This window comes from Pseudoalteromonas sp. XMcav11-Q (assembly GCF_040104525.1).
GTDB lineage: Bacteria > Pseudomonadota > Gammaproteobacteria > Enterobacterales > Alteromonadaceae > Pseudoalteromonas.
Window position 1 is genome coordinate 84,544 of record NZ_JBECOX010000001.1, and the last position, 14,133, is coordinate 98,676.

Sequence of the window (14,133 nt, forward strand, 5' to 3'; positions counted from 1 at the left end):
GAAACTCACGCTTTAATTAGTTAGCCTTGCAATTTCCTTCTCCAGATCTTTTTCTGCTTTGTAAGCTTTAAATTCTTGATATAAAAACTTTTCATCTTGAGGGTTTACACTGCGCTTACTTTCTTTGATCAAATCTTTGAAAAGTTCTTTAGTCTGATCAGGTGATAACGTCGTCAATGCACAGAAATAATCTTTACCAGAAATATCGATAACATCGGCCTTAACGATACGAGAGCCATTTAATGTTTGTTTAGTCAATTGTTTGGATACAGAGCTAAAGGTTGCGCCTACCGTTGTGTCATCGTTTGCATCTGTACGGTTCGCGAATGTCTTATCAAGGCCTTCAACACGGGTTTCAATTTGCTGAGCTAACGCAAGACGTGCATTTGCAACCGCCATTTTTTGATCGATTGAAATGTTGCCCGAGTATTTCACACAATCTGCTGCAGCTATACCATCTTCGATTGTTGGATTGAGAACCCATTCTGGAATATTAACTCTTGGGCTTGAAGCCGCATCATCTTTACTTGAACTACAAGCCGATAGCATCCCTATAACGGCCACTGATATAAGTAGTTGTCTTGCTTTCATGTTGGGTTCCTTAATTGCCCTGATTACGGAATAAAATTTATCAAAAAAATTATTGATTAACAGTAATAAATTGTAAAAACGATTTTTAACAATTTAGCACTTTCAATTCAATTTTTTACTATTTAATTTATTGTTATATGATTGAACACCACAACACTGCCATTATAAGAACAAGTATGCAAGGAATGCGATTCCAAATTGATTTATATAACTTCATGATAAAGCTCTTTATCTTTACAGGTTGCTTGATGCTGAGCGGCTGTAACTTGACCCCTAAAGCCAACAAGCAGGCCATAGAATACGCGGAGCAAGGAGATTTTATCTCAGCCCAACAGCGTATTGACGATGCCTATAAAAATTCATCTAGTGACGAATTATTGTATTACCTAGAATCAGGCATGTTAGCTCACTTACAACATCATTATGAGTTAAGTAATCAACATCTTTCTCACGCAAAAGAAATTATTGAAGCCGCTTACACTGTCAGCATCAGCGACCAGCTTTTTTCTGCTTTTACTGGTGCGAGTTACAAAAAATATACTGGCCGTGCTTTTCATAAACCTATGATCCATACATTAATGGCGCTTAATTATGTATCGTTAGCAAACGCATCAAAAGTGAATCGTGTTGCTATGTATGACTCTGCACTGACAGAAATGCGTCAACTGGATTTATATCTCTCTCAATTACAGCAAAAAACCGGAGGCTACGTAAATCAGCAAAAGGCAGGAAATGATATTGAGCAAATTTTTAAAGCGATTTTTAATCAACCATTTATCAGCGGTGAACTTGAGTATAAAGACGATGCATTTGCACAGTATTTAAGCGGCGTTCTATATGAGCAACAAGGCGAGCTAGATAGTGCTCGGATCCAATATGAGCGAGCGGTGAGCGCATACAAAAATGGCTTTAGTAAACAATACAAACTAGGTCAATATGCAGGCCAACAAGCACAGCAAGACCTCAACAGAATGGTTGCAGACAAGGAAGAAAACTACTTCACATTAGTTCAAAGCTTAGGTGTATCACCGCAACGCAAAGAGTTTAACCTTTACCTTAGACCTGATGAAGAGGCACAAGCATTAGTGATTACGCCAATTTATTGGGGAACAAAAGAAGAACGCCAAGCCCAGTTCGCATGGTTTAATTTAATGTTTGCTGATACCAGTCTGTTTGATCTCATTCAAAACTATGCAACAGGCGACTTTAGCGATGTTGTATTAGGCACTGTCACAAAACGCTTACCTCTCGGTGATAAATTATGGCAAAAAGCGGTAGACGAAGGGGTGATTGATGCACTCAAGTATGGCAGTAGAATCTCGGTTACTTACTTACAACCTCATAAAAATGATATTCAACATGTTGCGCTTTTCGCCAACGGACAAAAACTTACAGAATTACACCCCTTTTATTCGGTAAACTTACTCACACTGTACGACGCGCTAGGTAATGCCAATATGGAAATTTACACCGCTATTTCACGAGAAGTGTTAAAAGCAGTCACAGCAAGTAAAGCGATAAAGCAAGTTGGCATCCAACAGAACTCGCTGTTGGCAGGGCTTGCTCAGCTAACATCATCTGTAACCAACGCCATTACAGCAGCGGCAGACACAAGGCAATGGCAATCTTTACCGGGTGAGATTAGAGTGGCTCGAGTGAAATTACCCGAAAATACCACTCACCTGCAATTGCAAACCCAATTAAGGACTGGCAGAGTAATTAAACAGGATATACCGCTGACTCAAACAGCACCATTGCTCAGCCACATTCGCACCTTCACCGGTGTAGCTGAACCAGAAAAACAAAATTATTTATCATCTCTAACTAACATGGACTGAATACATGAAGCCTAAATTTGCAGTTAAATTAGTTGTCCCAATGCTCATCGCGTCTTGCGCAGCGATGACGGGTTGTTCTTCAACAACCAAAGTGAGTCGCGTGGACGCCAATGAAGAAATAGCGCTTTCAGATAAATGGAATGCCAAAGACTCTCAGTTAGTTGCTGAAGCAATGATAAGCGATATGCTCGGCTTCCCTTGGGTACGTGAACACCGTGCCAAAGAAGGCACTCGACCCGCAATCATTATTCAATCTGTTCGTAACAAGTCGCATCAGCATATTGCAGTTGACACTTTTTTGAATGACCTCAAGCGCGCCATATTGCGAAGCGGGCAAGCTGACTTCGTCGCAAACCGCTATGTACGAGATGAAATTCGTGAGGAAAGGCGAGACCAAGAGCTTAATTCAAGCCTCGAAACTCGTAATGAGATCGGCCAAGAGCAAGGTGCTGATTATGCACTATCCGGCACGATTAACTCATTTGTTGATGAACAAGGTGGTAGTCGAGTCACTTTCTACCAAGTAGATCTTCGATTAATAGACATGACGACTAACCGAGAGGTGTGGAATGGACAGAAGAAAATTCAAAAACTTCAAGAGCGCAGCGGGTATGGTTTCTAAACGTCTAGCGTTACCTCTGTGTATTCTACTTAGTTTATCTGCCTGTCAGTCTACCAAGCAGGCTGTTGCAAAGGAAGAAAGCTTACCCACTTGGGCTACACAGCAACCGAGCTCCGATTATCTAGTGTATGGCGTTGGTTCAGCGAGTCATATTGTAGATAGGACGGAAGCCAAACTTGCCGCCCAAGAAGCAGCTAGATTGGCGATTGCCAAACAGTTAAATGTGGAAATTGAAGGAACAACACAAGTTGCTCAAAGTCAAGCTAATGGCGATTTTTCGTATCGAGTGGATGAGATTTTATATTCTCGAGTCCCAAGTATACAATTACAGGGGATCAATATTGAGCAGGAGTTTTACTCCACAGAGCAAAAAACGGCCTATGCCCTTGCCTCATTTAACAAGATTGAGTCAAGAATGCACGCTGAGCTTGATATTAGACAACTTGACGAAGAGATCAGTAACGCGACTATTTCGGCACTAACCAATTCAGAAAAATTAAAAGAAGCGATGGCAATTAAGCGACTAATTGCTAAAAGACGCAAAGCAAACGAATATCACAAGCAATTAGGTGGAGGCAGCATTGCCATACCAGCCTCAGTGAGCAACAAAAACAAAATGCTGAATGATTTTATTCAGTCATTAACTTTTAGTATTTCATCAAAGTTTTGGGGACAGGAGTCTATCCGTAACCAGTTAGCCGAAAGCTTGACTAAGCAAGGTCTTACTGTTGTGGGTGAAAAACAAAGTGCAGACTTTCAAATTGATTTTAGCGTTGATTTCGAAGACGTGAAGAAAAACAGCACTTATTATGTTTTTGCCAACTCAAGTTTAAAACTCATGGAAAACGATAAAGAAAAGGCGCATGTTTCTGCACAAATAAAAGCAGCGTCTAGTTTTGAGAACATGGCTAAGTCTAATGCTGAAGAAAAGTCAGCAAAAATGCTAAGCAAAAAGCTGACGATGTTAATCATTGATAGCAAAATCTAAAGTAAGGCCCTTTTATAGGGCCTTACTTATCCCTTCCTAGAATGACTTCACCACTTTAACGCTGCTATCTGCAGCTCCCGAAGATACAAACCCAATTAGGTTAGGGTTACTCGCAACGAGTTTAAGTACCTCAGCATCATCGGCGGCTTCTTTTGGTGGCGTCCCTTTTCCAGTAAATACTAATTTTGACCAATAAGCTTTAAGTTGACTTGATGACTTATTAAGTACCTTTTCATTAAACTCATCGGTTACCGTCGAACCATCAGCCTGTGTTATCGGAAGTGCTTTAGAGCCATCGGAGAATGACTTTGATTTACCAATAAAAATTTGCTTAATTTCGTTTTCATCAAGTGTAGAGGTATTGGCAGGATTGACAATGACATCCACGGCTAGGCAACTAAAAGCGCTGCAAAGTAGAGTAAGTAAAAATAATTTTTTCATGCTTCTCTCCTTAAAATACCATGTCGATGCCAATTGTAATGGCTTTACTATCACCTGCGACCGCTAAACCAACGGAGTTATCCTCTACCTCATCGTACTGAATCTTGAAAGCGGCGGAGGAATGAAAATCCCAACGTACTCCAAACGAAGTGGTTTCATGGCTTTCGGCATCGTCGCCCTCGCCTTCAAAATCTGCGTAAGATACGAATGGCGTGATATTGTCAAAGCGATAGCCCAGTGTCAGCATCTTAGTGTCTAGATTGCCGTCTAAGTCCAACCGATTTAGCTCAGATAAAATAAAGAAATTTCCCCAGTCTGCATTTACTGCTAAACCATAAAACTTACCATCTCGCTCATCACTCCCCTCCCATAAAACAGGCTCTCCAGAGCGATACCGCTGGTTGGTGTAACGCATATGGGTTAAACGCACTTCAAGCCAATCATTACTGGTTTGAATTACGCCGCCTAGGATGTCTTTCCAGATTTCTCTAGTTGGCTCTTGAAAGAAAAACTCGCTCAACAGCTTATTGTCATCATCGTCTTCTTTACCGGCGTAAATATTCCCGCTTAATGACCAGTCGCCTATACTGCCGCTGTAGAGCATATTGATGCCATTATAATTAAAGATTTGCCAGGTGTAGTTGTCCGCGGGTGCCCGCATCCAAATATAGGCGTAACCCACATCATAAAAGTCGGAGTAATAGAATAGTGGTAAGCGCTTTTTACCTGCTTGGAACGTCCAATTCTCATTAATCTCATAAGACAAGTAAGCCCATTCGAACTTTGCATCAAAATCGTCTGCGCCGCGCGCAACAATTTGACCAGTAACACTTAAACCTTCTGTTAGATCAGCACTAAATTGAAGGCCCATCAGTGTTTCAGGTTCAAATGAGATATCCTCGTCGTAAACACTGACGATAGGATAATCGGCGAGAAATATTGGATCGTTTATTCCGAATTGTGGAACACCACTTCCGCTCAGCACCTTACCAGCATTGATACTTGCGAATCCGGAAAAGTTAACCTCTGCATGCCCTGAAAAACAGGCAAGGCAAAGGGTACAACCTAAAGCTAGTTTCATCTTCATTGTGATTCATCCCAATTGCTTGTTCTACAAGTACTACATTGCAAGTATAGTTAAATTTAAGAAAATGCTAGCAAAAGCAGAAAATTGATATAAATATTTGCAGAAAAAGGGATGAAATAGGAACAAAAAGCAGCATACGCTGCTTTTTAACAATTAAGATTCGTCGTTATAATAACGTTCTATTTGGTCCTTTAAGTTAGGCGGCACACCTTTAATCGTAAGTGTATCAGTCGCAGCATCATAAATAACCCGCTCACCCAAATGCTTACGTTCAAAGCCAACGCTTACTCCACCGCCGAGCCCAGAAAATTTCACCATACTCGTTACTGTCTTTTTATCGACAGGAAAGCTTTCTTCCAGCTCATAGCCCTGCTCTTTATAAAAGTCTTCAAACTTTACGTCTGAAGACTTAGAAAGCGTCTCGGACAGTGTATTAACATCTGCGTCCTCGCCGCTTGAAACACAGTCGTTACAGTAATCAAAAATTTCCTTGCGGATGTCGTCTTTTTCTGACTTTTCAAATTGCTGTGTAGACAAATAATCCTCAACCGCGTGTAACATAGTTTGTGATTGCTGCTTTGGATCGATCCCCTCTTCACAACCAAGAAAATCTAAAAAGAAATCAGCAACTTTTCGACCAGCACGCCCCTTAATGAAGGAAATATAACGGTTTTCTTCTGCGGCTGTATCCCAAGCATCTAAATCGATTCTAGCAGCCAATTGCATACGTGAAATATCTAAGTGTTTTGCTGCGGATAAGTCTAAGTCTGAGGTAATCGTGTAATGCTCTTTAATATTAATCAGTGCAATCATAATAAAATTGCTGGCAACATACTGATAATGACAAAACACTAAATACCCAGTTTCATGAAATGCATATTTATTAAGCTCTTCTTTAAGCACATTGGTTGCTTCTTGGGTTAAATTCCAAAAGTTAAGCTCATTATTTCTATAACTCTGCATCGCAGACGCGACCACACTGCTTTTTTCGCCGCTAAAAGCACAGAACCCTTTACCCGGTTTGCCATTGTAGGCATGGTGCAATTGTTCAATGAAAACATTAACTTTGTCATTGATTTGCATTTCATCGTCACGTAGATGTATTTCGGTATCTTCGTCTTGTTTGTCTACATAGTGAACAACTAGTTTTTTTACCTCAACGCTCATCTTTGTTTTTCACGCCTCTAATGTTAAAATGTAAAAATTATTGCTTTTATAAATTGAACCAACTGATGCCTATCCAATCAAAGTATTCCAATAAACAAGTAGAAGAAATTGTTGACCAATTAGTTAATGTATTAAGCTCGCAAAACGCACCAGTTGATCTCAGCTTAATGTGTTTGGGTAATTCTATCACGCACATTCTAAAAGAACATGTTCCAGAGAGTAAGAGACTATCTGTTGCCGAAAATTTTGCCAAAGCACTTACACAATCAGTAAAGTAACGGAATGAATCTTACACCGCACAGCCCTTTTTCATCAAAAGCAAGTCAATTACTCAGCTGGGGACACTGGTTTACCTTTGCTAACATTGGCTTGGTTTTATTGATTAGCTCAGTTTATTTGTTCGCCGACAAAGCGCCAAGTACCTTTGTCGGTTGGTTTTATATGCTGATCACGTGGATAAGCCATACCAGTTTTATCACTTTTTGTGCGTTTGTATTAACTATCTTTCCGCTTAGTTTAATATTCCCTTACCCGCGACATATTCGCGGGATGGCTGCAATTATTGCCTCGGTTGGTATTGTTGTACTAACAGTGGATGCCTTTGTTTACCTACAACTTGGCTACCATATAAACCCAGCTTCGCTTTCCGATATTTTTGTTTTATTGTGGGAAACCTTAGTCGGATCATCCCTCATTAATCTCATTATTACCATTGCAATGCTTGGACTGGTGCTCACTTTTGAACTACTCGCAGGTAATTATGCTTGGCGTCATTTGGCCGAGCTTAAATCCTATAAATTCCCTCGCTATGCAACGGGGACCATTGTTACCTGCTTTGCGCTCAGTCACAGCCTGCATATTTGGGCCGATGCGAATGCCTTTTTCGATATCACTAAGCAAGATAATGTATTACCTCTCTCATATCCTACAACCGCAAAGAGCTTACTCGCCAGACACGATTTACTTGATATCGAGCAGTATGAAGAAGCGCACTCATTGAGCATTGGTGATACGCATTCAAAATACAAAGCCCCTGTAATTTCGGCGGTATGCAAAGAAAAGAAAGATACCACAGAGCAACCTATCAACGTTTATGCTTACACAGATGAGGCGCTGTTCCAAAAAACAGCAACAGCACTTCAGAGCAACGGTAAAAATAACGTGTTCCGAATGGATTCTGTTTTACGCGCAGGAAATAGCAGCGATGCGCTATTCAGCCTGATATACGGTCTACCGAGTTATTATAAAGAGTCTGTCCTGCTACAGCAGCAAGTTCCGGTATGGTCAATTAATAATGACTTAATGAGTGTTAATGCTAATGGCGAGTTCTCTTTTGTTCCTTCTCATCAAGCAAGTAAATTAACAATCATTGAAGTAAGTGACGAAATTGACATTGATAGTTCAAAGCCGTTCGTGGCAATTGATATTAGTGCACAGCAAGCGACGGTGTTAACCAGTTCTGCAGTAACGAACATTGAGCTGTTTGCTCAGGCTTCCGGTCTTGTGCAGCCCAATGACATCACCTACACCCTGTTAAGCTCTTATCTAGGCTGCGACCCCCTTGCTCAACAAAGTATGCTGGCATCGAACATTAAAACTCGCTCTCATGCAGAAGGCGTTAACTTTACGCAAGGTGTCTTAGTTGCCTTCAAAAAAGACAAAATCACCTTAGTCAATCAAGATGGTAGCTTCAAGCAGATGTCAGCAAAGGAAGGCTTTGTGTTAAACGGTAATTTAGATATTCCATTTTTAATACAAAGTATTAAGACATTAAAAAAATTCACGGCCCCTGAAGCGCAATAACCTTGAACAAAGTGGGATGTCATCTATGGTTAAGTAGATATTAACTGTTACAGCAAGGATGCCATATGCAATTATATCTAAAACTACTTGTACTGATTTTTGTTTCTACTCATTGTTTCGCCACAACAACGGTAAAATACTTTAAATGCACGACCGACAGAGGCATCGTTTTTAGCCAATTTCCCTGTTCGGCCAATGCGACCCAGCATACGATAACCACATCCGATCCTAAAGCCTCGGCTCCCTCAGAGCAGCACTATAAAACGTTAAACAATTTGGAACGTAACCAAATTGCGAAAAGGACAAAGCGTGCACTCAGAGCCAAACACCATGAAAAAGCCGTGCTCAATCGCAAAAGAGATACCGCAGTTAGAGAGCAACAAGATCAATTAACTAAACTGATGAATGAAGACAGGCGCAAAAAGGTCGTCAGACAAGTTAAAAAGGAAATAAAGGCCATTAATAAGGCACATGCTAAAGCGATTAAAAGCCTAGAGAAAGAGATTTCAAAATTAGAAAAGCAACTCAAAGAATATGAGTGATATAACCGCTCAATTACATTGGTTGTTTTTTGAGAATCACACTTGGTCTATGCGCATTCGCTATAGTTATGCAAATACCTTAACTGGTATTACCAGATGACTTTTCGCACATTACCTTGTAAAGTGAAACCACTCCGCGTGGATAATTTATGAGGGATGTAGATGCAAGCACAGCAGTTAGCAGAGCGAATTTTATCAGGTTTTCAAAACCACTATCACGCATTTGTAAAAATTACCAAACTGGCACCCATCGCTTTTGCTGCTCAAAATTGGGGAGAGATAGAGCGGATAAGTAAAGCGAGGATCAGCCAATACGATAGTAAAGTTGATGAAACCGCACAGAAGTTAATACAACTCTATGGCTCTACGCAACTGGATGAATCGCTATGGTATCAAGTAAAACAGGCTTACCTTGAGCGTCTTACCTTTCACCCTCAACCAGAGCTTGCTGAAACTTTCTATAATTCAGTTTTTTGTCGCCTCTTTCACCGCCGATATTACAATAGCGATTTCATTTTTGTTGAAACCCAGCTTGCTAACGCCACATCACTCCCTGTAGAAGCAGAGTATCGAAGCTATTTTCCAGTCGTCAGTGGCCTCAAACCCACCATCAAAAGAATCATTGAACACATTGACTTTCATTGTGAATTTGAAGATTTAGATAGAGATATTCGACTACTCGTTAAGGCGTTTCTTAAACAAGCACCTAACACCCATCATCAGGCGCACTTAATGCGCTTCGACATCCTCAGCGCACCTTTCTATCGTAATAAAGGCGCCTATATTGTCGGCCGAGTGGTATCTAAATCTGGTGTACAGCCGTTTATCATTTCGGTATTACACGCACAAACTGGGGGCTTACTGATCGATGCGCTGCTTACCAACAGCTCACAAATGCGGGTGATTTTTGGTTTTGCGCGGGCTTACTTTTTAGTAGAGACCCACGCCCCATCTGCGCTAGTTAAGTTTTTAAATCAACTCATGCCAAATAAAACAAAGGCTGAGCTTTATAACGCCATCGGCTTTCATAAACAGGGGAAAACCGAATTTTATCGTGAGTTTTTACACCACTTAGCTAATTCCGAAGAACAATTTGAAGTCGCTCCAGGTACACCGGGTATGGTGATGATGGTATTCACTCTGCCAAGCTTTCCCTATGTTTTTAAAGTGATCCGTGACCAATTTCCAGAAAGTAAGCCATTTACAAAAACAACCGTTTTAGAGCGCTATCAACTTGTAAAACGCCACGATCGCGTAGGTAGAATGGCAGATACAATTGAATATTCCGATGTGGTGATCCCACTTGCACGTATTTCACCAGCCCTTTATCAGCTATTGCTGGACTCTATCTCTCAAAGTATACGTATTGAGGGGGATAATATGGTGATAAAGCACTTGTATATTGAACGCCGTATGACACCGCTCAACCTCTTTGTACAGCAAGCCGATGAAGAAACGTGTGAGCAAGTCATTAGAGATTACGGCTATGCGCTCAAAGAAATGCTCGCTGTAAACATTTTTCCAGGTGACATGCTGTTAAAAAACTTTGGCGTGAGTAAACACCATAGAGTTATCTTCTACGACTATGATGAGGTGCAATATCTCACGGAAATGAACTTTAGAGCGCTGCCAAAACAAGGGCTAGATAATATGTACGACTCTGGCGATATTTCCAGTGCACCACAAGACGTCTTTCCTGAACAGTTGTGTACATTTGTTCTGACAAATCCTACACTAAAGGAAATGTTTCTGCGCCATCATGCTGATTTGGCTGAGGTGTTGTTTTGGCAGCAAGCACAACGAGATATTCGTGAGAAAGTCGTAAGACATATTTACCCTTATCCACATGACAATCGCTTTCTCCAAAATGCCAAAAAAGAAGAATAATACAAAGGAAAACTGAGTGAACATTAGTAAAATTGACCTTAACCTGCTGGTTTACCTCGATACCTTACTTCGAGAATGCAATGTAACACGTGCCGCAAATCAATTAAGTATTACCCAACCGGCAATGAGTAACGGTCTTAAGCGTCTCAGAAACCTCTTTAATGACCCTATTTTAGTACGTACCAGCGAAGGCATGGTGCCAACAGAGCGCGCGCTTGAGCTGCAGCCTGTGATCCGTGGCATACTCATGACTTTGGAAGAAACCTTAGCCCCTAACAGGGAGTTTGAAGCAGCGAGTAGTAATCGAGTGTTTAGGATTATGGCCAGCGACTATGCTGCAAGTACGCTTGCGCCGAAACTTCTAACTAAACTTCATGAGGAAGCCCCAGATACGACCCTTGATATTCTCACGCCGAGTGATGTTACTTTTCATGATGTAGAAAATGGCAAGGTAGACATGGCAATTAACCGCTTCGAAAATCTACCGCAATCGTTTCACCACAAACGAATTTGGAAGGATAGTTTTTGCTGTCTGGTGAAGTCCGATAACCCCGTTATTACCAACTTTACGCTTGATGCCTATTTAAAATCTCGCCATATTTGGGTAAGTAAAACCGGATTTGGTGTTGGGGTCGGAATGGATCCCGCCGATGTACAGAAACTTGGCTGGGTTGACGAGGCACTCGCACACTTTGGAAAACACAGAAACATCGCAACTTTTACACGTAATTACCACGTTGCAATTCACTTAGCAAAAGAGCAGAACTTAATCGCAACATTACCGTCAAAAGCCGCGAATATCTATCGTGATGATCCGACCTTAACAGTTTTGGAGCCGCCATTCCCTATTCCGCCGTTTGAGTTAGATATGATTTGGAGCCCGCTATTACACCGTGATGCAAGCCACATTTGGCTGAGACAAAAAATCGCTGAGGTAGCTGAAGAGCTAGCATAGCGATATAACTAAGCTTTGCTTTGGTGCGCTTTTTGAAATTGGTATCGCCAGCTAATTGAACTATCCTTTTATCTATATGCATAAAAGGTGCAATAGAGCATGGCGAAATTCTCTTATAGAGCAACGGTTGATAGTAAAGAGAAACTTATCCACGCAGCCGCATACGGGGAATGCGTGGAAGCCAATATCATCGAGATGTACAAAAATTTAGGGCTTGCACTTAAATCGAATCAGCTAAAAAGTTTAGTTATCGACGTCTCTCAATTACATATCACCTACGACTATCCAAGCGTGCTAACCGTTTTACAAAAACTCAATCAATTTGTCGATGGGGTTACTCTTGCCCGAGTTATCTCCCCCTCAGACACCAAAAGTGGATTAATTGAAGCATTTGCTGACAAGCACGGCTTAGCGATTAAAAACTTCGAGAACTACAACGACGCAGTAGCTTGGGTACATGCTGTGAATACATAAAATAATTAAGGAAATTCAGAATAAAGTCATGAAATTAGTGATATTATTTACCGTTGGTCAATAGCAGATGGCCAACCATAAGCAATTTTTGAACAACCTTTATTTCATAATAGGGAACTATGGAACATTATATCTCAACGTTCATTTTTTTCTTTGCGGTCATCGACCCCATTGGCACCATCCCAGTATTTATCGCAACCACTACTGGCTTTGATATTGCGACGAAACGAAAAATAGCGGTAAAAGCTACACTGGTTGCAGCCATTGTGTTGCTGTTTTTTATTATTGCGGGCGAAATCATTTTAAACGCGATTGGTATTCCCCTACCTGCATTCGCGATTGCCGGAGGCATCGTACTGTTCATCTTTGCCATGACAATGATTTTTGGCGAGGGTAAGCCAAGTGAAGAGATTAAGTTAGACAGTAAAGCATCCGATACCGCTATTTTCCCTTTAGCAATGCCTTCTATCGCAAGCCCAGGGGCAATGCTAGCAGCCGTTTTGCTTACTAAAAACAGCGAAAACAATGTATTTGAACAACTCCAAACGTCGATTATTATGCTCAGCGTATTGGCTATCGTGTTGATATTTCTACTAGTTGCGACAAAAATTCACCAATGGATTGGTGATAGTGGCGCAAGTATCGTCAGCCGAGTAATGGGACTTATTTTAGCTTCAGTTGCAGTATCTAGTGTATTGGCGGGTATTAAAGAATATTTTATGTTGTAATAGAGAGTAACGAGAGGGTTAGCCCTCTCTTTCGATGTCATTGTTTCAAAATAAATTTCTTCACCGCTTTATTGTGTTCAGTCAGTGTTTTCGAAAAGTGATGCCCACCATCTCCTGACGCAACAAAGTAAAAGTATTCGGTTGTTGCTGGATTAAGTGCCGCATGGATAGCAGCACGAGACGGCATTGCAATGGGTGTCGGTGGCAAACCATCAATTCGATAAGTGTTATATGGCGTCTTTTCACGGATATCTTCACGTTTAATGTCACCATCAAAGTGCTCACCAATACCATAAATAATGGTTGGATCTGTCTGTAAACGCATACCTTTACGTAAGCGATTGATAAAAACGGAGGCTACTTTATTTCTTTCTGCAACTACGCCCGTTTCTTTCTCAATAATCGAAGCCAAGATCAAGGCTTCATAAGGCGTGTTTAAAGGAAGATCTGGCATTCTATTTTGCCATTCCTTTTCAAGCACACTCTGCATTTTGGTATGAGCACGTTTAAGTAAGCGCAGCGCTGAGTCATTTCCATGATAGTGATATGTGTCGGGGTACAACCACCCTTCCGCTGAACTTTGCGATATATTCAGTTGTGCTGTCAGCTTATCAATGTCTTGCGTTAAGTGGGGGGCGCTGAGTAGCTTGTTTTTGACTTCCCAAATGGGCATCCCTTCAATGATTGTAAAGCTAAAGTTGTGTTGATCTCCGCGACTAATTTTGCTGATGGCATCTAGCACAGTTAGCCCTTTAAGATCGTAAAAGCCCGCTTGTAACGCGAATAACTTAGGCTCTAACTTACTATAAAGTTGATAAGGAAAGCAGTTAGATAATGCCCCGCTACGCTGCCATAGATGACATAGCTGATTAAATGTTTGCCCAGCCTTTATCTCAACTAATGGCTCAGAGATATTAAGTGGTTCAAATTTAACCTTATTTATTTGCTGAGATAACCACCATGACGCTGCTGCTATCAAAAATGCGACGATGATAAACAGTTTTTTCATT

General features: G+C 41.0%; 15 protein-coding genes. 10 read left to right on the forward strand and 5 right to left on the reverse strand.

Translation table 11 applies throughout. From position 1 onward, the window contains the following. Window positions 1-12 precede the first annotated feature (12 nt). Window positions 13-591: a hypothetical protein gene (locus ABMY45_RS00415; RefSeq protein WP_349288273.1), complete on the reverse strand. Its 579-nt coding sequence runs from the start codon at window positions 589-591 to the stop codon at window positions 13-15. A gap of 176 nt (window positions 592-767) precedes the next feature. Here ABMY45_RS00415 and ABMY45_RS00420 point away from each other — a divergent pair, with 176 nt between their 5' ends. Genes ABMY45_RS00420 through ABMY45_RS00430 form a run of 3 tightly spaced genes read left to right on the forward strand, consistent with a single transcriptional unit; the run spans window position 768 to window position 4,039 of the window. Further along, on the forward strand, window positions 768-2,429 hold the full coding sequence (locus tag ABMY45_RS00420) for a hypothetical protein (RefSeq protein ID WP_349288274.1): 1,662 nt from the start codon (window positions 768-770) through the stop codon (window positions 2,427-2,429). A gap of 4 nt (window positions 2,430-2,433) precedes the next feature. Continuing rightward, entirely contained in the window at window positions 2,434-3,051 is a 618-nt protein-coding gene (locus ABMY45_RS00425; RefSeq protein WP_174168739.1) for a penicillin-binding protein activator LpoB, read from the forward strand. Next, window positions 2,999-4,039, forward strand: coding sequence for a hypothetical protein (locus tag ABMY45_RS00430; protein WP_349288275.1), 1,041 nt, complete (start codon window positions 2,999-3,001; stop codon window positions 4,037-4,039). Before ABMY45_RS00425 ends, ABMY45_RS00430 begins: the two co-directional genes overlap by 53 nt. Before the next feature lie 36 nt (window positions 4,040-4,075). On the opposite strand, the gene ABMY45_RS00435 is transcribed toward ABMY45_RS00430, so the two are convergent. The 3 genes from ABMY45_RS00435 to yejK form a co-directional block, all read right to left on the reverse strand. Then, a complete protein-coding gene (locus tag ABMY45_RS00435; protein WP_010374038.1) occupies window positions 4,076-4,480 on the reverse strand; it encodes a phosphate ABC transporter substrate-binding protein in 405 nt (134 codons plus the stop codon). A 10-nt stretch (window positions 4,481-4,490) separates the two neighbouring features. Continuing rightward, the gene (locus tag ABMY45_RS00440; RefSeq protein WP_010604987.1) at window positions 4,491-5,567 is read right to left on the reverse strand and encodes a porin; all 1,077 of its coding nucleotides are present in this window, start codon (window positions 5,565-5,567) and stop codon (window positions 4,491-4,493) included. Between the two features lie 153 nt (window positions 5,568-5,720). Continuing rightward, window positions 5,721-6,734, reverse strand: coding sequence for a nucleoid-associated protein YejK (gene yejK, locus ABMY45_RS00445; RefSeq protein WP_039497545.1), 1,014 nt, complete (start codon window positions 6,732-6,734; stop codon window positions 5,721-5,723). A 65-nt stretch (window positions 6,735-6,799) separates the two neighbouring features. Here yejK and ABMY45_RS00450 point away from each other — a divergent pair, with 65 nt between their 5' ends. The 7 genes from ABMY45_RS00450 (at window position 6,800) to ABMY45_RS00480 (ending at window position 13,123) form a co-directional block, all read left to right on the forward strand. Continuing rightward, on the forward strand, window positions 6,800-7,012 hold the full coding sequence (locus ABMY45_RS00450; RefSeq protein WP_174168738.1) for a DUF1414 domain-containing protein: 213 nt from the start codon (window positions 6,800-6,802) through the stop codon (window positions 7,010-7,012). A gap of 4 nt (window positions 7,013-7,016) precedes the next feature. Then, complete coding sequence (locus ABMY45_RS00455; RefSeq protein WP_174168737.1) at window positions 7,017-8,537, forward strand: DUF3413 domain-containing protein; 1,521 nt, start codon at window positions 7,017-7,019, stop codon at window positions 8,535-8,537. 65 nt (window positions 8,538-8,602) lie between these two features. Then, window positions 8,603-9,079, forward strand: a complete 477-nt coding sequence (locus ABMY45_RS00460) for a DUF4094 domain-containing protein (protein ID WP_010604990.1) — start codon at window positions 8,603-8,605, stop codon at window positions 9,077-9,079. 162 nt (window positions 9,080-9,241) lie between these two features. Next, on the forward strand, window positions 9,242-10,966 hold the full coding sequence (gene aceK, locus ABMY45_RS00465; protein WP_349288276.1) for a bifunctional isocitrate dehydrogenase kinase/phosphatase: 1,725 nt from the start codon (window positions 9,242-9,244) through the stop codon (window positions 10,964-10,966). Window positions 10,967-10,982: 16 nt separating this feature from the next. Then, window positions 10,983-11,921 (forward strand): LysR family transcriptional regulator, encoded by a 939-nt coding sequence (locus tag ABMY45_RS00470; protein ID WP_010604992.1) that lies wholly within the window; start codon window positions 10,983-10,985, stop codon window positions 11,919-11,921. Between the two features lie 99 nt (window positions 11,922-12,020). After that, a complete protein-coding gene (locus ABMY45_RS00475) occupies window positions 12,021-12,395 on the forward strand; it encodes a hypothetical protein (RefSeq protein ID WP_235367743.1) in 375 nt (124 codons plus the stop codon). A 119-nt stretch (window positions 12,396-12,514) separates the two neighbouring features. Beyond that, complete coding sequence (locus tag ABMY45_RS00480; protein WP_017219127.1) at window positions 12,515-13,123, forward strand: MarC family protein; 609 nt, start codon at window positions 12,515-12,517, stop codon at window positions 13,121-13,123. 37 nt (window positions 13,124-13,160) lie between these two features. On the opposite strand, the gene mltG is transcribed toward ABMY45_RS00480, so the two are convergent. Then, the gene (gene mltG, locus ABMY45_RS00485; RefSeq protein WP_349288277.1) at window positions 13,161-14,132 is read right to left on the reverse strand and encodes an endolytic transglycosylase MltG; all 972 of its coding nucleotides are present in this window, start codon (window positions 14,130-14,132) and stop codon (window positions 13,161-13,163) included. Between the last annotated feature and the right edge of the window lies 1 nt (window position 14,133).